General features: G+C 66.0%; 20 protein-coding genes. 8 read left to right on the forward strand and 12 right to left on the reverse strand.

Annotated features, from left to right (window positions below):
- Nucleotides 1–29: 29 nt before the first annotated feature.
- Nucleotides 30–1,856 (reverse strand): methanol/ethanol family PQQ-dependent dehydrogenase, encoded by a 1,827-nt coding sequence (locus IV112_RS02620; protein WP_304000923.1) that lies wholly within the window; start codon nt 1,854–1,856, stop codon nt 30–32.
- 290 nt (nt 1,857–2,146) lie between these two features.
- On the opposite strand from IV112_RS02620, the gene IV112_RS02625 reads away from it, so the two are divergent.
- On the forward strand, nt 2,147–3,508 hold the full coding sequence (locus IV112_RS02625) for an ATP-binding protein (RefSeq protein ID WP_304000924.1): 1,362 nt from the start codon (nt 2,147–2,149) through the stop codon (nt 3,506–3,508).
- Entirely contained in the window at nt 3,505–4,197 is a 693-nt protein-coding gene (locus IV112_RS02630) for a response regulator (protein ID WP_304000925.1), read from the forward strand. Before IV112_RS02625 ends, IV112_RS02630 begins: the two co-directional genes overlap by 4 nt.
- A 51-nt stretch (nt 4,198–4,248) precedes the next feature.
- Here IV112_RS02630 and zigA read toward each other — a convergent pair whose 3' ends face one another.
- The 3 genes from zigA to IV112_RS02645 are packed head-to-tail and all read right to left on the reverse strand — an operon-like array spanning nt 4,249 to nt 7,019.
- Nucleotides 4,249–5,469, reverse strand: a complete 1,221-nt coding sequence (gene zigA, locus IV112_RS02635) for a zinc metallochaperone GTPase ZigA (RefSeq protein WP_304000926.1) — start codon at nt 5,467–5,469, stop codon at nt 4,249–4,251.
- A 19-nt stretch (nt 5,470–5,488) separates the two neighbouring features.
- Nucleotides 5,489–6,130, reverse strand: a complete 642-nt coding sequence (locus tag IV112_RS02640; RefSeq protein ID WP_304000927.1) for a DUF1826 domain-containing protein — start codon at nt 6,128–6,130, stop codon at nt 5,489–5,491.
- 37 nt (nt 6,131–6,167) lie between these two features.
- Nucleotides 6,168–7,019: an all3515 family Zur-repressed PEP-CTERM protein gene (locus tag IV112_RS02645; RefSeq protein ID WP_304000928.1), complete on the reverse strand. Its 852-nt coding sequence runs from the start codon at nt 7,017–7,019 to the stop codon at nt 6,168–6,170.
- Nucleotides 7,020–7,123: 104 nt separating this feature from the next.
- On the opposite strand from IV112_RS02645, the gene IV112_RS02650 reads away from it, so the two are divergent.
- Nucleotides 7,124–7,978 carry a PEP-CTERM sorting domain-containing protein gene (locus tag IV112_RS02650; protein WP_304000929.1) on the forward strand — a complete coding sequence of 285 codons (855 nt, stop codon included), beginning with the start codon at nt 7,124–7,126 and terminating at the stop codon, nt 7,976–7,978.
- Here the strand turns inward: IV112_RS02650 and IV112_RS02655 are convergent.
- Nucleotides 7,968–10,100 (reverse strand): TonB-dependent receptor, encoded by a 2,133-nt coding sequence (locus IV112_RS02655; RefSeq protein WP_304000930.1) that lies wholly within the window; start codon nt 10,098–10,100, stop codon nt 7,968–7,970. The genes IV112_RS02650 and IV112_RS02655 overlap by 11 nt on opposite strands.
- Before the next feature lie 98 nt (nt 10,101–10,198).
- Here IV112_RS02655 and IV112_RS02660 point away from each other — a divergent pair, with 98 nt between their 5' ends.
- Nucleotides 10,199–10,918, forward strand: a complete 720-nt coding sequence (locus IV112_RS02660) for a PEPxxWA-CTERM sorting domain-containing protein (protein ID WP_304000931.1) — start codon at nt 10,199–10,201, stop codon at nt 10,916–10,918.
- On the opposite strand, the gene IV112_RS02665 is transcribed toward IV112_RS02660, so the two are convergent.
- The 4 genes from IV112_RS02665 to IV112_RS02680 are packed head-to-tail and all read right to left on the reverse strand — an operon-like array spanning nt 10,906 to nt 13,829.
- Nucleotides 10,906–11,343 (reverse strand): Fur family transcriptional regulator, encoded by a 438-nt coding sequence (locus tag IV112_RS02665; protein WP_020164058.1) that lies wholly within the window; start codon nt 11,341–11,343, stop codon nt 10,906–10,908. The two genes, IV112_RS02660 and IV112_RS02665, sit on opposite strands and share 13 nt — an antisense overlap.
- 8 nt (nt 11,344–11,351) lie before the next feature.
- On the reverse strand, nt 11,352–12,041 hold the full coding sequence (locus IV112_RS02670; RefSeq protein WP_020164059.1) for an HAD family hydrolase: 690 nt from the start codon (nt 12,039–12,041) through the stop codon (nt 11,352–11,354).
- A 13-nt stretch (nt 12,042–12,054) separates the two neighbouring features.
- A complete protein-coding gene (gene hda, locus IV112_RS02675; protein WP_304000932.1) occupies nt 12,055–12,747 on the reverse strand; it encodes a DnaA regulatory inactivator Hda in 693 nt (230 codons plus the stop codon).
- The gene (locus tag IV112_RS02680) at nt 12,744–13,829 is read right to left on the reverse strand and encodes an AI-2E family transporter (protein ID WP_304000933.1); all 1,086 of its coding nucleotides are present in this window, start codon (nt 13,827–13,829) and stop codon (nt 12,744–12,746) included. The genes hda and IV112_RS02680 overlap by 4 nt, the downstream gene beginning before the upstream one ends.
- Nucleotides 13,830–13,972: 143 nt before the next feature.
- On the opposite strand from IV112_RS02680, the gene purM reads away from it, so the two are divergent.
- Nucleotides 13,973–15,028 (forward strand): phosphoribosylformylglycinamidine cyclo-ligase, encoded by a 1,056-nt coding sequence (purM, locus tag IV112_RS02685; protein WP_304000934.1) that lies wholly within the window; start codon nt 13,973–13,975, stop codon nt 15,026–15,028.
- A gap of 124 nt (nt 15,029–15,152) precedes the next feature.
- On the opposite strand, the gene rpmG is transcribed toward purM, so the two are convergent.
- The 3 genes from rpmG to radC all read right to left on the reverse strand — a co-directional run bounded on the left by rpmG (nt 15,153) and on the right by radC (nt 16,366).
- Complete coding sequence (gene rpmG / locus IV112_RS02690) at nt 15,153–15,320, reverse strand: 50S ribosomal protein L33 (protein WP_019918910.1); 168 nt, start codon at nt 15,318–15,320, stop codon at nt 15,153–15,155.
- 65 nt (nt 15,321–15,385) lie between these two features.
- Complete coding sequence (gene rpmB, locus IV112_RS02695) at nt 15,386–15,622, reverse strand: 50S ribosomal protein L28 (protein WP_024300540.1); 237 nt, start codon at nt 15,620–15,622, stop codon at nt 15,386–15,388.
- Between the two features lie 66 nt (nt 15,623–15,688).
- Nucleotides 15,689–16,366, reverse strand: coding sequence for a RadC family protein (gene radC, locus IV112_RS02700; RefSeq protein ID WP_304000935.1), 678 nt, complete (start codon nt 16,364–16,366; stop codon nt 15,689–15,691).
- A 45-nt stretch (nt 16,367–16,411) separates the two neighbouring features.
- On the opposite strand from radC, the gene coaBC reads away from it, so the two are divergent.
- The 3 genes from coaBC (at nt 16,412) to IV112_RS02715 (ending at nt 18,628) form a co-directional block, all read left to right on the forward strand.
- On the forward strand, nt 16,412–17,614 hold the full coding sequence (coaBC, locus tag IV112_RS02705; RefSeq protein WP_304000936.1) for a bifunctional phosphopantothenoylcysteine decarboxylase/phosphopantothenate--cysteine ligase CoaBC: 1,203 nt from the start codon (nt 16,412–16,414) through the stop codon (nt 17,612–17,614).
- A gap of 2 nt (nt 17,615–17,616) precedes the next feature.
- Nucleotides 17,617–18,066, forward strand: coding sequence for a dUTP diphosphatase (gene dut / locus IV112_RS02710; RefSeq protein ID WP_304000937.1), 450 nt, complete (start codon nt 17,617–17,619; stop codon nt 18,064–18,066).
- Nucleotides 18,067–18,247: 181 nt separating this feature from the next.
- A complete protein-coding gene (locus tag IV112_RS02715; RefSeq protein ID WP_304000938.1) occupies nt 18,248–18,628 on the forward strand; it encodes a c-type cytochrome in 381 nt (126 codons plus the stop codon).
- The last annotated feature ends 159 nt before the right edge of the window (nt 18,629–18,787 follow it).

Genomic DNA, 18,787 nt, shown 5'->3' on the forward strand with positions numbered 1-18,787 from the left:
ATGGCGCCACGCGCCATGCCCGGTACGTCTTACAGCGAGAACACCATCACGCCGCCGCCCATCTTGGTGTACTGCTGGAGCTCCTTGAAGGCGCCCACTGCACCGAGACCTGCGGTCGGGTCGGTCAGGTCGAACACGAGGCCGACACCGGGCCAGCCGCCGACGCCGTAGTAGATGGCGACGTACTGCTTGCCCTTGTGCTCGTAGGTGACCGGGTGGCCGATGACGCCGGACGGGAGCTTGAATTCCCACAGCGTCTTGCCGTTGTCGGCGTCGACCGCCTTGATCAGACCGTCCAGCGTGCCGTAGAAGACGAGGTCACCCGCGGTGCTGGTCGTGCCGCCCCAGACCGAGAACTTCTCGTCCTTGACCCACTTGAACTTCGACGTCTTGACGTCGTAGGCCTTGACCTGACCCATGTTGCCGTTGTTGCCCGGGGTGGCGTACATGTTCAGCGTGGCACCGACGAAGAACTGACCTGCGCGGTAGGGCAGCATGAACGGCTCCCAGTCCATGCAGATCATGTTGGTGCCGAGCATGACCAGTTCGCGCTTCTTGTCGATCGAGTCGTGGCCCTGGTTGTGATAGCCCATGGCGGACGGGCAGATGCCCTTGGCCAGGTGGTCCATGCGGGTCGAGTACTCGGGATCGCGGATGGGCACGCCCTTCTTCATGTCGTAGCCCTTGAACACGTTCACCGACGGGTCGATCTTGTCGGCGCGAACGAGGTTGCCGTTTTCGCGGTTCAGGGTGTAGACGATGCCGTTGCGGTCCGGGTGGGTCAGCAGCTTCTGCTTCTTGCCGTCGACCACCTGGTCGGACAGGCCGATCCAGTTCACGCCGGCGTAGTCCCACTCGTCATGCGGCGTCTTCTGGAAGGCGAACTTGGCCTTGCCGGTCTTCACGTCGCGACCCCAGATGGCCATCGTCCACTTGTTGTCGCCCGGGCGCATGGTTTCGTTCCACGGTGCGGGGTTGCCCGAGCCGTAGTACATCAGCTTCAGCTCCGGATCGTAGGCGTACCAGCCCCAGTTGGTGCCGCCGCCGATCTTCCATGCGTCGCCTTCCCAGGTCGAGGTGCCGAGGCCCTTCTGACCGTAGTGCGGGTTGGCCATGTTGAAGTCGTCGGCCAGCAGGATGTCCTCGTCCGGGCCGGTGGCGTAGGCGCGCCAGACCTGCTTGCCGTCCTTGATGCGGTAGGCGGTGACGTAGCCGCGCACACCCAGTTCCGCACCCGACGAACCGACGATGACCATGTCCTCGACCACCATCGGCGCCTGCGTCAGCGTGGAGCCGACCTTCGGGTCGGAGTTCTCCATCTTCCACAGTTCCTTGCCGGTCTTGGCGTCCAGCGCGACGATGTGGCCGTCGAGCTGGGTCTTGAAGATCTTGCCGTCACCGTAGGCCAGACCGCGGTTCACGACGTCGCAGCAGGCGACCGCGCGCACCGAGGCGTCCTGCTTGGGCTTGTGTTCCCACAGGATCTTGTTCGGGTTGTCCAGGTCGATGGCGTAGGTGATGTTCGGGAAGGGCGTGTGGATGTACATGATGCCGTTCACCACCAGCGGACCGCCTTCGTGGCCGTGCAGCACGCCGGTCGAGAAGGTCCACGCAGCCTTCAGGTTCTTCACGTTGCTGCGGTTGATCTGCTTCAGCCCGCTGTAGTGGCTGTGGTCGTAGTCCTTGCCCTGCATGACCCACTGGCGATCGTCCTGCGAAAGCTTGATCAGCTCGGCGTTGGCGAGCGCGGCACCCGATGCGGACGCCAGCGCGAAACCGGCGATCGCGGTGGCGACGGCGCGGCTCAGACGTTTCTTTTGCAGACCGGTCCGGCCGGTTGCTCTTTTCAGTGACATAGCGGTTTTCTCCTCCTTGGGTGGGGCGCGTGGGGATACGCGCATTCGCTTTCATGCGATCCGGGAGCCGGACCTGAACAGACCTGTGGGCCCGGAGATCGCAACCGCGGACGCTGCCGTCGACAGTCGGCCAGCGCTGCGGTCGAGCGAACTATAGGAATGTGCAGTGCAGCGATTGCGGTGCGCGGCGCATTGCAACGAGGGGATTTTGTCCCTCGGCTCCGGCGCTACCATCGTCGGCTCCGGCACCCCTGAAGCCGGACGTCCCGCCGCACTTCCATCCCTGCCGAATGACACTGAAGAACCGCCTGCTGCTGATCGTGCTCGTGCTCATGTGCCTGTTGCTGCTCACGCACGGCTTCCTGCACTACAAGGCGTGGCGCAGCGACTCGGTCGAGGAGATCGAATCGGGCACACGGCTGGTGCTCCTGCTGCTGCCCGACGACATGCCGCTGAACGCCGGCGACGGCCGCTCGCCCATGCTCGATTCGCTGCTCGAACGCGTGCAGCGCATGAAGGACATCCGTCATGTGCGCATCGACGTGCTCGATCTCGCCGGCCGCGTGCTCGCCTCGTCCGATACGCGCGGCGCAAGCGGCTGGCCGGCGCCGGACGAGGCGCCGGTGCAGGCCGACGGCACGGTGCGCATGAAGCCGTGGCGGCTCAATGGCGAGATCGCCGGCTTCTATCGCGTGTCGCCGATGCCGTCCGACGAGATGCGCGAAAAGTGGGAAGGCTTCAAGCGACTGAGCTATCTGACCGTCGCCTACAGCGTGCTGCTCGGCCTGCTGCTGTACTGGGCCATCTGTCGCGCGCTGGAGCCGGTGCATGCGCTGCGCACCGCGCTGCGCGACATCGAGTCGGGCCGTCTCGACGCGCGCCTGCCGGCCTTCCGCCTGCCCGATCTGGCGGAACTGTCGGCCTCGTTCAACCGGATGGCCAATTCGCTGGCCGAGGTGAGCCGCGAGCGCTCGGCGCTGCTGCGCAAGATCATGGTGATGGAGGAGCAGACGCGGCGCGCCATCGCGCGCGACCTGCACGACGAAATGAGCACCTATATGGTGGCGATGCAGCCGCACGTCGCGGTGCTGTCGGCCGCCTGCCGGCGCGAGCCGGCGCTGGCCCGCTACAGCGGCAGCGCCGAGGCGCTGGGCGGCCACCTGGCGCAACTGTTGGGCCGCGTGCGCGTGCAGCTGGAATCGCTGCACCCGGTCGAGATCGACGCGCTGGGCCTCTACAACGCGCTGCGCCAGCTGGTCGAGCAGCGCAGCGCACAGGCGCCGCGGCCGCTCGAACTGGTACTCAACCTCGAAGGCGAATCGGCCGACGCCGGACCGACGGTCGAGGCCAGTGCCTATCGCATCGTGCAGGAGGCGGTCACCAATGCCTTCAAGCACTCCGACTGCTCGCGCCTGCTGATCGGCGTGAGCACCGAGCAGGGCAGTGACGGTCGCGTGCTCAAGCTCGACATCTGGGACAACGGCAGTGCGCACGGCATACCGACCGGCGTCGCCGGGCTGGGCATGCTGGGCATGCGCGAACGCGCGCTCGCGCTGGGCGGCGTCTGCAGCGCCGGCCCGGCTACCGGCGGCGGCTGGCGCGTCACCGTGCGTCTGCCCTTCGCACGCAATGAACAGGAGATCACCGCATGAACAACCGACAGACCCGCATCCTTCTGGTCGACGACCACGCGGTCGTGCGCACCGGTTACCGCGCGCTGCTGGAGATGAACGAGGCGCTGCTGGTGGCGGCCGAAGCCGGTACCGCCGACGAGGCCTACGCGGCCTACCGCAAGCACGCGCCGGACGTGGTGGTGATGGACATCATGCTGCCCGGCTCCAGCGGCATCGAAGCCACGCGGCGCATCGTTGCCTTCGACGAACAGGCCAAGGTGCTCATGTTCACGATGTGTTCGCACCCGACCGTGGTGCAGCAGGCGCTCGACGCCGGCGCGCTCGGCGTGCTGACCAAGGACAGTCCCGCCGAGCAGCTGGTCGACGCGGTGCAGTCGGTGGCGCGCGGCAAGCGCGTGCTGAGCCGGCAGGTGGCGGAAAGCGTGGCCTTCTCGCACTACCTGCCGGAATCCAAGCTGTTCGGTTACCTGACGCCGCGTGAATTCGAAATGTGCCGCCTTCTGGTGTCCGGCCATTCGATCGACGCCATCGCCGAACAGCTCAACCTGAGCCCGAAGACGGTGGCCAACAAGCTCAGCACCGCGCGGCGCAAGCTCGACGTCAGTTCCGACATCGAGCTGGTGAAGCTCGCCTCCGAGGTTGGTCTGGTGCCCTGGGTGACCGAGCGCCGGCTGGGCCTGACCGACGCGCCGCCGACGTCGCGCTAGGGTCTGTTGCCACTGATTCGCGCGCGGCCCGCGATTCAATAGCAACAGACCCTAGGTGCCGTGCTCCGGCTCTTCGTCGGCGGCAAGCGCCCACGGGTCGAAGGGATCCGGCAGCGTGCGCCAGACGGCCGAGCCGGCGGCCATTTCGGCATCGGTCAGCAGACAGGCGTCGAGTTGCTGGCGTATCCACGTCTCGTCCATGTCCATGCCGATGAACACAAGTTCCTGGCGACGGTCGCCGAAGGGCGCCAGCCAGCGCGCCTCGATCTGCTTCAGGTAGTCGTGGTCGGCCGGCCAGTCGGCGCGGTCCACCGCCGCCCACCACAGGCCGGCCGGGCGGTTGCGACAGATGCCGCCGGCCTGCGCCCATTCGCCGGCGAAATCCATGCGGCTGGCCAGCCAGAAGAAGCCCTTGCTGCGGATGACGCCCGGCCATTCGTCGTGGATCAGGTTCCAGAAGCGCTGCGGATGGAAGGGGCGGCGCGCGCTCCATGAAAAGCTGCGGATGCCATAGGTGTCGGATTCCGGCACGTGGGTGCCGCGCATTTCCTGCAGCCAGCCCGGCGCTTCGGCGGCGGCGTCGAAGTCGAAGCGACCGGTGTCGAGGATGCGGTCCAGCGGCACGCGCCCTTCGGTCGATTCGACCACGTCGGCGCGCGGGTTCAGTGCGCGCAGTATCGCGTGCAGGCGGCTGCGTTCGTCGGCGCTGACCAGGTCGCACTTGTTCAGCACGATCACGTCGGCGAACTCGATCTGGTCGACCAGCAGGTCGACCACCGTGCGCGCGTCCTCGTCGCCGAGCGATTCGCCGCGCTCGGCGATCATGTCCTGGCTCGAGTAGTCGCGCAGGAAGTTGTACGCATCGACCACGGTCACCATGGTGTCCAGCCGCGACACCGATGACAGGCTGCTGCCATCCTCGTCTTCGAAAGTGAAGGTTTCGGCTACCGGCAGCGGTTCGGAAATGCCGGTCGATTCGATCAGCAGATAGTCGAAGCGGCCTTCGCGCGCCAGCCGCGATACTTCGATCAGCAGGTCTTCGCGCAAGGTGCAGCAGATGCAGCCGTTGGACATTTCGACCATGCGGGCGTCGGTGCGCGACAGCTGCGCACCGTGCGCCACCAGCTGGGCGTCGATGTTCACTTCCGACATGTCATTCACGATGACCGCGACGCGGCGGCCTTCGCTGTTGGACAGCACGTGGTTCAGCAGGGTGGTCTTGCCGGCGCCGAGAAAGCCCGACAGCACGGTGACCGGAAGTCGTTCGTTCATGGTGGTGTGGTTTCCGTATTCAGTACACCGCGTCGAAGGCGGCGACGATGCGCAGCCGGTGCGCTGCGTCGAGGTGGGGTGAGCGATGGATGACGCCGCGGCCGGCGTTGTCCGGCCACAGCTCACCCTTGAGCAGCACGATGTCGCCCGCTGCAGCGCGGCCGATGCCGCTGGCGTCGGTCATCACGTCGTCGCTGCCGAGGCGGCTGCGGTCGGCGCAGCGCTCGTCCAGCCACTCGGTGGCCGGACCGATCCAGGTACAGAGCAGGCGCAGGGCGACGCGGTCGACGTGCCAGCGCGGACACATGGCGCGGTCCAGCACTTCGATGCGCACGCCGACGCGCGTGCAGCCGGTGAGGTCGGCCAGCAGTTCGGACAGCTGCCGCACGTCGGCATCGACGGCGTCGCGCCCCAGCAGTTCGGGCAGGGTGCCGGTGGGCAGCGGGCTGCCGGCGTCGATCACCGCGCGCCGTCCACTGCCCAGTGCGCCGCTGGCGTGGGCGGCGTGCAGACAGTCGGCCAGGCCGGGCGGCAGAGGGCGGTGCAGCCGCACCAGATTGACGGACGGATCGAAGACCTGCGCCAGATCGGTCAGCGTGACGGCGTCGACGGCGCGGGGACAGGACGTCGCGGGGGCGGGAGGTTGAAATCGAATGTTCATGGTGCTTGCAGGCGGGGCGTGCCCGCCTGCCTCGCCCTCAGCGCGCGCGTCGTGCAGCCACCGTGCCCAGCATCAGCAGACCGCCGAGCAGCATGGCCCAGCTCGCCGGTTCAGGCACCGGCGGTGCGACCGCGAAGTCGATGTAGAAAGTGCCACCGTCGCGCACGGCGGTATTGCTGCCCAGGTTCACCAGCGAGAACTGCGCGGTGTAGGTGCCGACCGCGGCGGCCGCGTCGGTGTAGAAGGTCGGCACGAAGTCGAAGCCATTGCCGTCGCCCAGCAGATAGAGGTTGCCGCTGTCGAACAGGTCCATGTCGCCATTGGCGGCGACCTTCAGACCCGGCGTGATGTACTCCAGCTTCAGCGCGACCTGCACGCCGTCGAGCTGTGCGTTCCAGCGGTTGGCGCTGCTTGCGTACAGCACCGCCTCGGCGCTGCCGGCGGCGCCGTCGGCCAGCGACTGGATGGACGACGCACCGAGGTAGCTGTAATCGTGATGAGCGACGCTGTCATCGAGCACGCCGCTGACCAGCTTGCCGGCGAATGCTCCGCTGCCTGCGCTCAGCGCGAGCGTGCCGGGCAGCGGTGAAATGCGTGCCGACAGTTCCGGAATGCGGTTGTTCGCGTTGCTGCCGTTGATGACCGGCGCTGCGGCGCTGCCGGTATAGCTGTAGGCGCCGATGCCGTGGAAGTGGTTGCCGTGCTCCATCAGATAGGTGAGGCGGCCGTAGTTCGGATTGGCCAGGCCGGCATAGGTGCCGCTGGCAATCGTCGCCAGGCTGTCGATCCCGATGTAGAAGCCGATGCCTTCATCGGCGCGCAGCGGCTCGCTGGCGTGTGCGAAGCCGGACATGAGGCCGGCAATGACGAGCAGGGCGCGGACTTTCAAGATGCTCTCCTTTGTTGATAATCGAATATCAAAAGATACGGGGTGTAGTCTTTTTTGTAAAGGAGATTGCATTATCATTAGAGGCCATCATCCGGAGACCTCTCATGCGCGCGCCCATCCGCTTCATGCACCTTGCTGCAGCATTGCTGTCCTTCCACGTCGGCGCGGCACACGCCCTCCACTTCGACGTCGCCATCGGGCTCGACCAGGGGCCGGCGGCCGGCAGCAGGATCACGGTCGGTGCCTACGGCGACCTGCCGTTCGAGCAGTTGCCGATCGACGTCCACACCGGATACATGGTGTTCCCGGGCGACTTCGGCGACTTCGAGGGCGGGCCGAAAAGCACCGACGATCCGGGTTTCCAGGCTTTCCCGGGCAGCCTGTCCGGCGCCAGCGGTGCCCGAGATTTCATCGGTTTCAAGGCGGTCGGCACGCTGTTGCAGTGGGATGCCGCCAGCGGCACATGGTCGGCCGCCGATGACGGCGTCGGCATCCGCCTGTACGGCGCGGTGCCGCCGGCGGTGGCCAATGCCTACATCCAGTCGCTGATCAATCCGCGCCTGGCACCGCCCGGTGCAGCGGCGAATTTCGAGTTCTATTCGCAGGGAACGTTGTTTACCGGCGCCGGCATCGAAGGCCCGGTCGCGGCGACGATAGACGACGCGAACGCCAACGGCGGCTTCCATGCGCACCTGGACTGGTTCATCGAAGGCGCGGCACCGTCCAGCGCCTACATGGTGACGCTGCAGCTGACCGACGCGACGTCGATAGGGGGGCGCGGACGCTATGTCGACTCCGATCCCTTCCATGTGGTGTTCAACTACGGCCTCAGTGCCGAACAGTACGAAACCGCCTTCATGTCGCGCGTCAGCCTGCCGGTGCCGGAGCCATCGAGCTGGGCATTGATGATGGCCGGTCTCGTGCTGACGATTTCGCTGGCGCGTCGGGTCAGAAGCTGAGGCTGAGGCCGGCTTCGACGCTGCGCCCAGGCTCCGGCGAGAAGCTGCGCAGGAAGGACACCGGGTTGCGCGCTTCGGCATTGAGCAGATTACGGGCCTTCAGGTACAGCGTCAGCGTGCGGCCGCCATCGAGCGGACGCACGTGGTTCAGGTTGGCGCCAACCAGGGTGTAGCCGTCGCTGGCGGTTTCGTTGGCGCCCGGCCTGTCCTGCGCCGCGTGTCGCGTGATGCGCACCCGCCCGGACCACGCCCCCTTGCGTGCCGCCAGCTGTGTGCCGAGGCGCAGCGGCGGCATGCGCGGCACGTCTTCGTCGAGGACCGGCAGCCGGGCGCGCACGGCGTCGGCGAAGACCGACCACTCGACGTCGCCGAAACGGCTGGTCGCCCATTTCAATGCCAGTTCCGCCTCGAAACCCCGTAGCTTGGCGCGGCTTTGCGCGTACTGAACCACCTGCAGACATTCCTCCAGGCGGACGCAGGCGAAGCGGAACTGCTCTTCGGCGGTGTCGTAGAAGAAGGCTTCGCTGCGCTGGAAGATGTAGTTGCTGACGTCGTTGGCGTACACGCTGACCGCAGCGCGCAGTCGTGCGTCCTCGTACAGCGCCGACAGATCGATCGAGCGCGCGCCTTCCTTATTCAGGCCGGGGTCGCCCAGGTCGTAGGTGCGGGTCGCCAGATGGGCGCCCAGCGAATAGAGCTCGTGGATTTCCGGTGCGCGCTCCGCGTGGGCGGCGCTGACCGTGAAACTCAGCGCATCGGCCGCCTGCCAGCGCAGCGACGCAGAGGTACTTTGTGCGTTGATACGGCGCCGCGGAAAGCTCACCGCGAATCCGCCGGCAAGTTCGCGATCGCCGGCTTCCATGCGCGTCATTTCGCCGCGCCAGCCCAGTTCGAAGCGCAGGCTGGAGATGTCGACATGCTGCGTTGCGTAGAGGGCGGAACTGCGCATCGAGGTCTGCGGAATGAAAGCTTCGACGCCGAGCGCCGAGAAGTCGCGCCGTGTGTGGTGCACACCGACCGTGCCACCGAGGTGTTCGCCGAAGGTGTGCTCCAGTTCGATCCGCTGTTCGATCGCCTTGTTGCGGAAGGTGGTGGCGACGGCGCCCTGATCGACTTCGTCGTGCCGGTAATCGACGTGCGCCCCGGTATAGCGCAGCGACTGCAGCCAGCCTTCGCCCAGCCATTCGGCGCGGGTGTCGACGCGGCGGTTGTCCATCACGATGCGCACCCGGTCGTCGCCGCCATGCGAGTGGCCGGGGGCGGGCGGAATGCCGTAGTCGTTCGACGCGTTGTTCACGGCGGCGCCCAGCAGCGCGTTGCCGATGAACAGGCTGCCGCCCAGCGTGCCGGCGGCGGCGCGTGCATCGCTGTTGTACAGGCGCCCGCAGCTGTTGCGCGTGTTGATCAGGCCGAACTGTTGCTGCACGGCGTCGTCGTCGACGGCGCAGCCGGCGATGCGGGCGTCACCGCGATCGCGGCTGCTGGCCGAGGCGTGCAGCGCGAACGGGCCGCGGCCGCCGTCGAGCCGCAGTGAACTGATCCGTTCCGACGCGTTGGTGTTGTAGCCGAGGTCGACCGCGCCGCTGAGTGCCTTCTGCGGCAGGCGTGTCGGAATGCGTTCGTCGGCCACGTCGACCACGCCGCCGATGGCGCCGCCGCCGTAGCGGATGGTGGCCGGGCCGCGCAGGATGCGCACCGAATCCGCCACCGCCGTATCGGCAGTCGATGCGTGATCGGGGCTGAAAGTGGTGGCGTCGTGCGTGCCGCCGCCATTGCTCAGTACTTTCACCCGCGCACCGCTGAGGCCGCGGATGACCGGCAGGCCGACGCCGGTGCCGAAGGAGGCGTTGTGCACGCCCGCTTCGTCGCCCACCGTTTCGCCCAGCGTCGCGCCCTTGCGGTCGCGCAGCGCTTCGCCGCGCAGTCTGGATGCGCCCGCTTCGTTCGCTGCGTCGGGCGGTCGGCTGTCCTCGACGCGGATGGCGGGTAGTTCGATGGCGTCGGCGACATCCTGCGCGATCGCGCTGCGGCAGCAGGCGGTGAGCAGGAGGAGAGACAGGCTTCCGGCGATACCAGGGCGCCGGATCGCCCCGGGGTGGGGACGGACGAATCGAGACGACATGCAGCGGCAGGGCGGACGGTGATTGCTATTGCTAATAATATAGCGTTATCGTTAACGCCGATGTTCACTTCCTTTCCGTCCTCACCAAGGAGCAAGCGATGAAATATTCCGGACCCGGTTCTTTACTGCGTGCGCTCGGCATGACCGCATTTCTTTCAACACAGCTCTTCGTGGCGGCGCAGGCGGCCGATCACGCGGGCGATATCGAGGTCGGCATGGCGGCGGGCGCGCTGGTGGTCGATCCCGAGGGGCTGGCGCAGATTGCCGCCAATGGTTACCGCCTGTTCGAAGCGGATTTCCGAGACTTCAGCGGTGGCCTGTTCAAGACCGACGACCCGGGCTTCGTCGCGGAAGAGGGCGCGCTCGATGTCGGGCTGGTCGTCGGTTACCGCGGCCTTGGCGTGCTGCAGTCGTGGAACGGTTCGATGTGGACGAGCAGCGGTCCTTCGGTCTTCGTGTCGATCGAGGACGTGCTGGGCACGATCACTTCATTCGGCTACGGCGCGGTCACCGATCCTGCCGGCGCGATCGCCCAAGTGTCCGGTGCCGGCGACATCCACTCGCACCTGGATTTCTCGATCGGCGGCGCGGACCGCGCGCTGGCCGGTGCCTACCTGATCACGCTGCAGCTCGAAGCGAACGGCGTGCTGGCGTCGTCGCCGTTCTACATCGCCTTCAACAACGGGCTCGATGAAGCGACTTTTGAAGGCGCGGTCGGCGCGCTGATGGCGCCGGTGCCGGAACCGGCAACGTGGGCGATGCTGATCGCCGGCGTCGGTCTGGTGGGCGCGCTCGGCCGTCGCCGTCAGTGCGTGTGATCGTGGTCGTGCGGATGCGTGTGCCCGGCTGAGGGCGCTCCGTCCGCGTCTCCTTTTCCGCTGCACGCGCTGCAGCGGCCGAACAGTGTCACGTCGTGCGCCTCGACCGAAAAACCGGCGGGCGCCAGTGCGTTCCAGTCGGTCTGGCATTCGGCGATGTCGAACACGCGGTCGCACTGCAGGCACTTGAAGTGATGGTGGTGACCGAGGTGGGCCACCTCGTAGCGCGGTGCCTCGCCCGGCAGGCTCACTTCGCGGATGCGGCCTTCTTCGAGCAGCAGCTTGATGTTGCGATACACGGTCGCGAGCCCGAGCGCCGGCGCTTCGCTGCGTGCCAGCGCGTGCAGTTCGGCCGGCGACAGGGGCCGGCCGGCCGCTTCGATGGCGCCGAGTATCGCGGTGCGCTGACGCGTATTGCGCTCCATGTGCGCGCTCAGACCTCGTCCGGCACGGCGGTGCCGGTGTGCAGATGCATGATCTGCCAGCCGTGTGCACGCGCGTGCGCGTCCAGCGTCGGGTCCGGATCGACCGCCACCGGATTGGTCACCCGGGTGAGCAGCGGCAGATCGTTCAGCGAGTCGCTGTAGAAGGTGGTGCGGCGGAAGCTGCCGAAATACAGCCCCAGTTCTTCCAGCCAGCGTTCGACGCGTTCGATCTTGCCCTCGCGGAAGGCCGGCGTTCCGCGCGGCTTGCCGGTGAACTCGCCGTCCTGCTGTGCGGGGATGGTTGCGACCAGATGCGGTACGTCGAGCTCGCGCGCGATCGGGCCGGTGATGAAGCTGTTGGTGGCGGTGACGATGGCGCACAGCGCGCCGCTTTCCAGGTGACCGTTCACCAGGCCACGCGCACCGTCGGTGAGGCGCGGGCGGATCTGCTGCACCATGAATTCGGCATGCCATGCGTCCAGCTCGGCACGCTTGTGGCGCGATAGCGGCGCCAGCTGGAAGTCAAGGAATTCGTGGATGTCGAGGGTGCCGGCCTTGTACTGCGCGTAGAAGGTCGCGTTGCGCGCTTCGTACAGCTCGCGGTCGAGCACGCCTTTCGAGATCAGGAATTGCGCCCACTCGAAGTCCGAGTCGCCAGCGAGCAGGGTGTTGTCGAGGTCGAAAAGTACCAGTTCCATGGCAGTGTCCGTATCAGATCAGTCTGGTCTGCATGACCTCGCGCAGCAGCGGCAGCGTCACCGGGCGCTGGCGGGTCAGCGAATGTTCGTCGAGCAGGTCGAGTATGCCGAGCAGCGAGCGGATGTCGCGTCGGCCGTGGCGCAGCAGGTAATCGAACACCTCCTGTTCGACCTTCATGCCGCGCGCGGCCGCGTGTGCCTGCAGCAGCTCGATGCGCTCGTCGTCGTGCAGCGGCTGGATGCAGAAGGGCAACATCTGGCCGATGCGGGTGCGCAGATCCTCGCGCAGCGGCAGCGTGCGCGGCGCGCCGTTGCCGGCGGCGACGACCGTGATGCCGCGTGCCTGGGCCAGATTGATCGCGCGGAACAGTGCGCCCTGTGCCTCCGGCTCCAGCAGATGGATGTCGTCGAACAGCCAGAGTTTCGCGTGCGTCGCTTCGAGCGCGCCGATCAGCGTGTCCGGCAGCGTGAAGTTGATCTGGTCGACTTCGAGGTAAAGCCCGCGCGCCTTAGATTCGGCGGCCAGTGCGCGCAAGAGGTGGGTGCGACCGCTGCCGCTGTCGCCCCACAGATAGACCGACGCACCGGGCTCGTCGCCGGTCATGGTGCGCAGGTGGGCGAGCAGGTCGCGATTGGCGCCAGCCACGAAATTGCTGAGGCTGGGGGCGGCGATCGGGCGAATGTCGAGCAGGAGCTGACGCATCATTCGATGATCTTGGGCGCGTCGCCCTGGTAGAAATGACTGGCCAGATAGTGCCGCCTTACTTCACGCAGGCCGACCAGCAAGGCAGCCGAAGCGGGCAGCGCGATCAGTACGCCGACGAAACCGAACAGCTGGCCGAAAGCCATCAGCGCGAAAATGACCGCCAGCGGGTGCAGGCCGATGCGTTCGCCCACCAGCCAGGGCGTGAGCAGGAAGCTTTCCAGCAACTGGCCCAGGCTGTAGACGATGGCCACGCCGATCACCGGCGGCCAGCCCTGGAACTGAAGGGAGGCCACCAGCAGCGACAGCAGCAAGCCGGTCGAGAAACCGACATAGGGAATGAAGCCGAGCAGGCCGGACAGCAGGCCCAGCGGCAACGCGTAATCGACGCCGGCTATCCACAGCCCGACGCTGTAGAACAGCGCCAGTGCCGCCATCACCGAAAGTTGTCCGCGCAGGAATTCGGCCAGCACCGCGTCGATCTCGTCGACCAGCGACAGCGTCCGGTTCAGCCACGGGCGCGGCACCAGCTTGGCCACGCGATGGCGCAGGTCGCGCCAGTCGCGCATCAGGTAGAACATGACGACCGGCGTCAGCAGCACGTTGGCAACGACGCCGACGATGACCGCGCCCTGGCTGCTGACGTATTCCAGCGCCACCATCAGGTAGTCCTGCGCGCTGCTCCAGTTCTTCGCGATGAAGCGCTTCAGGCTATCCACGTCGAGCTGCAGCGTGATGCCGAAATGCTGCTGCAGCCAGGGCACCAGCTTTTCGTGCGCTGCGGTCAGGTAGGCGGGCAGGCGTTCGATCAGCGTGCGCACCTCCTGCTGGATGACCGGTACGAGAATGAGGATGAGGCCAACCACCAGACTGATCACCAGCAGGATGACCAGTACGACGGCCAGCGTGCGCGGCACCCGCCTGCGGGACAGGCGCTCGACCAGCGGTTCGAAGATGTAGGCCAGCACCAGGCCGAGCATGAAGGGCGACAGCGTCGGCCCGAGCAGCCACAGCAGCCCGACGATGGCCGCGCCGACGCCTGCCCACAGCAGGGTTTGTTTGCGGTTGATGCCGGGAGGGGTCATGGCGGGGTGCGGGCCGGGGTAGAATGCGCACCCTTGGGGCGGAATGCGCGAATGCGGTGCAAAAACGCCCCGCAGTTTAGCAAGATTCCGCTGCACTCCCGTTCATTCATCCTGTTTTCCCGGCGCCCGGCGCCTCATACGTCATGACTTCATCCAAGGATTCCCGCGCTCCCCTCAGTTACGCCGCTGCCGGTGTGGATATCGATGCCGGCGATGCGCTGGTGGAGCGCATCAAGCCGCTGGCCAAGCGCACGATGCGCCCGGAGGTGATCGGCGGCATCGGCGGGTTCGGCGCGCTGTTCGAGGTGTCGAAGAACTACCGCGAGCCGGTGCTGGTGTCCGGCACCGACGGTGTGGGCACCAAGCTGAAACTCGCTTTCCAGCTCGACGGTCACGACACGGTAGGCCAGGATCTGGTGGCGATGAGCGTCAATGACATTCTGGTACAGGGCGCCGAACCGGTGTTCTTCCTTGACTACTTCGCCTGCGGCAAGCTCGACGTCGATACGGCGGCACGCGTGGTCGGCGGCATCGCCCGCGGCTGCGAACTGGCGGGCTGTGCGTTGATAGGCGGCGAAACGGCCGAAATGCCCGGCATGTACCCGGCCGGCGAATACGATCTGGCCGGCTTTGCGGTCGGTATTGCCGAGAAGAGTCAGCTCATCAGCGGCGAAACCATCGCCGAGGGCGACGTGGTGCTCGGACTGGCCTCCAGCGGCGCGCATTCGAACGGCTACTCGCTGCTGCGCAAGATCCTCGAACGCGACGCGCCAGACCTGAATGCCGATTTCCATGGCCGCACGCTGCGCGAAACCGTGCTCGAACCGACCCGCATCTACGTGAAGCCGCTGCTGGCACTGATGAAGGAAGCGCCCGGGCTGGTGAAGGGCATGGCCCACATTACCGGCGGCGGCCTGCTCGACAACGTGCCGCGCGTGCTGCCGACGGGGCTGTCGGCGCACATCGACGCGTCGTCGTGGACGCTGCCGCCGCTGTTCGCCTGGCTGCGCGAGGCCGGAAACGTGGCGGCGCAGGAAATGTACCGCGTGTTCAATTGCGGCATCGGCATGGTGGTGATCGTCTCGGCCGCCGATGCCGATCGTGCGACGCAGTCGCTGAGCGCGGCCGGCGAGACCGTCTATCGCATCGGCCGCATCGAGCGCTGCGGTGAGGGTGAGGCGCAGACGGTCGTCCGCTGATCCGGAAGTCGGAGCGCCAGACGGCGCTCCGTAAGCTGCCTGCGTTCCGAGCGGGCAATAAAAAACCCGCCATCGGCGGGTTTTTTATTGCGGCCCGGTTATTACGCCAGGCGGCGAGGAAGCCTTACTTGAGCTTGGTTTCCTTGTACATCACGTGCTTGCGAGCCTTGGGATCGAACTTCATGATCTCCATCTTCTCAGGCTTGGTGCGCTTGTTCTTCGTGGTCGTGTAGAAATGACCGGTGCCGGCAGTGGATTCCAGCTTGATCTTGTCGCGTCCGCCCTTGGCCATGACGTCTTTCCTTCCTGTCTATGCCGGCTGAGCCGGATTGCATTGTTCCGGCGTGGCCGGAAATCTCAGATCTTTTCGCCGCGTGCGCGAATTTCGGCGAGCACGGTTTCGATGCCCTTCTTGTCGATCGTGCGCAGGCCCTTGGTGCTGACGCGCAGGCTGACAAAACGGCCTTCGGACTCCAGCCAGAAACGGCGTTGCTGGAGATTGGGCAGGAAGCGGCGCTTGGTTTTATTGTTGGCGTGGGAAACGTTGTTACCCACCATCGGCGACTTCCCGGTAACTTGGCAAACGCGGGACATGTTTCGAGCTCCAGAATCGGAAAAGCTCGCGATTATAGAGTACGGATCCGGTTTTGTTCAAGTTCTTCAAAGAATTCCGCGCTCGGCAAACGAGCAGGTCGCGCCGCTGCCGATGATGACATGGTCGAGTACGCGCACGTCGACCAGCGCCAGGGACTGCTTCAGCGACTGCGTCAGGAAGTCGTCCGCGCGGGACGGCTCCGCAACGCCGGACGGATGGTTGTGGGCGAGGATGACGGCCGCCGCATTGTGCGCCAGTGCCAGTTTTACGACTTCGCGCGGATAGACGCTGGTCTGCGTCAGCGTGCCGCGGAACAGTTCGACCGCCTGCAGCAGCCGGTTCTGCGCATCGAGCAGCAGCACCATGAACACCTCGTGCGCCAGTCCGCTCAGTCGCAGCTTGAGCCAGTCGCGCACCGCCTGAGGTGAGGTCAGTGCGTCGCGCTCCTTCAATTGCTCGCCCAGTGCGCGCCGTGCCAGTTCGAAGGAGGCCTTCAGCTGTACCGCCTTGGCTGTCCCCATCCCCTTGACCCGGCACAGTTCGCCGATGCTGGCGTTGGCCATGCAGGTCACGCTGTCGTCGAAATGCGCCAGCAGGTCACGCGCAAGATCGACCGCCGATTTCCCGCTGACGCCGACGCGCAGGAAGATGGCCAGCAGTTCGGCCGACGACAGCGCCTCGGCGCCCTGCAGCAGCAGTCGCTCGCGCGGCCGCTGTTCCGCGCTCCAGTCCTTGATCGCCATCGCGTTACAATCCGTCGTCGACTCGGCGCAGGATACTACATTGTCATGAACGCAAAGGCGGAACTGTCCGGGCGCACCATCGTGCTGGCCGTCACCGGCGGCGTAGCAGCCTACAAGTCGGCCGAACTGGCGCGCTTGCTGATCAAGGAAGGCGCGCGCGTGCGGGTCGTGATGACGGAGGCGGCGAGTCACTTCATTGGCGCGGCTACCTTCCAGGCGATCACCGGCGAGCCCGTGTGGTCGGACCTGTGGGACGCGCGCATGCCCAATGGCATGGCGCACATCGATCTCACCCGTGACGCGCAGTTGCTGCTGATCGCACCCGCCACGGCCGATTGCATGGCGAAGCTCGTGCAGGGGCGTGCGGACGACCTGCTCAGCACGCTGTGCCTGGCGCGTGACGCAGCGTGCGCGCTGATGGTCGCACCCGCGATGAACCGGCAGATGTGGGAGCACCCGGCGACCGTCCGCAATATGAATACGCTGCGTGGCGATGGCGCCATGGTCGTCGGGCCGGCGGCGGGCGAGCAGGCCTGCGGTGAGGTCGGCCTCGGCCGCATGGTCGAGCCGGCCGAACTGCTGGAGGCGGTGCTTGCGCATTTCACGCCGAAGACGATGGCCGGCAGGCGCGTGCTGATCACGGCCGGACCGACGGCCGAGGCCATCGATCCGGTGCGCGTTGTCACCAACCTGAGCTCGGGGCGCATGGGCTACGCGCTGGCGTGCGCAGCGGCGAGAGCCGGCGCTGAGGTGACGCTGATCACCGGACCGACCGGCTTGGCGAAGCCCTTCGGTGTCGAGCGTGTCGATGTGAGCAGTGCGCGGTCCATGCACGAGGCAGTGCTGTCTCGCTACGCCGCCTGCGATGTCTTCATTTCGGTTGCCGCGGTGGCGGACTACCGGCCGGCGGCGCCCAGCGAGCGCAAGATCAAGAAAAGCGCCGACACGCTGTCGATCGACATGGTGCGCAATCCGGACATCCTGGCTGATGTGGCAGCGCGCGCCGATGCGCCGTTCTGCGTTGGCTTCGCGGCCGAAAGCCATGACCTCGACACCTATGCACAAGGCAAGCGGACGGCCAAGAAGCTGCCGCTGGTCGTCGGCAATCTGGTGGCCGACGGCCTGGGTGGCGAGGACAACGCGGTCGTGCTCTACGACGCCGACGGTCGCCATCCGCTTGCACGAGCACCCAAGCCGGTCATTGCGCGCGCCATCCTCGAACACATTTCCCGATTGCTGAAAGACTGAAGATGTCCACTCTCGACTACAAGATTCTCGACGAGCGACTGCGCGAATTGCCGCCGTCCTATGCAACCCCCGGTTCGGCTGGTCTGGACCTGCGCGCCTGCATAGACACGCCCACCGTGTTGCGTCCGGGCGAGACGCTGCTGGTGCCCAGCGGTATCGCAATTCATCTGGAAGATCCCGGTCTGGCCGCGATGGTGCTGCCGCGCTCCGGTCTCGGCCACAAGCACGGCATCGTGCTGGGCAATCTGGTCGGGCTGATCGACTCCGACTACCAGGGGCAAATTTTTGTATCGCTGTGGAACCGTGGCACGAGCGAATTTGTCCTCCAACCACTGGAGCGAATCGCTCAACTCGTCGTAGTGCCCGTTGTACAAGTGGCTTTGCGCGAAGTGCTTGATTTTGCTGCATCGCAACGAGGCGACGGCGGTTTCGGATCGACGGGCGGACGCTGACAAGTTCAGGGGCGCCAACCCTTTTTTTAATGGAAGTGCCGCGGTAAGCTTACGAGTTCAGGAAAGCGCCAGCCATAAGCCGACACTTATTCCCGGTCCAACGCAGGTCATGTAATCCTTTTGACCGGAAGATCGTTTTTTTCCACTGCAACACCCACCAATCAATTGAGGAGAGCTGATTGTGATTCGCAAACATCTGGCAACCGTCGTGCTGGCCGCGCTGGCTTCGACCGCGATGGCGCAGGAAGCACCGTACAAGGTTGCCGAGGGCAACAAGGTGGACGCCAAGACCCTGATGGGCTGGAAGACGTGGCGTTCGGCCGCCTGTGAGCGTTGCCATGGCGCGAACCAGGAAGGCATGGTTGGTCCTTCGCTGATCGAAGGTCTGAAGAAATACACGAAGGAAGAGTTCGTCGGCATCGTCGTCGATGGCACTCACGCAGACCGCGGCATGCCTCCGCACCCCTTCCTGAAGGGCGAGAAGATCGACAGCCTGTACGCCTACCTGAAGGGGCGCTCGGACGGCAAGATCGCCCCGGGCAAGGTCACCCCGATGGAGTAATCCCGGTCCGGACGATCGCCGATCGTCCTGCCCGATGAGAGCCCGCCGCAGAGCGGGCTTTTTTTCGTCCGTCGTGTCGGCCGCGACGGACGAGGCGATGCGACGACGGTCTTCCACAACGAAAAACGGCGCCCTTTTGGGGCGCCGTCCGTGATGCTG

Source organism: Methyloversatilis discipulorum, from assembly GCF_018780585.1.
Lineage (GTDB): Bacteria > Pseudomonadota > Gammaproteobacteria > Burkholderiales > Rhodocyclaceae > Methyloversatilis > Methyloversatilis discipulorum_B.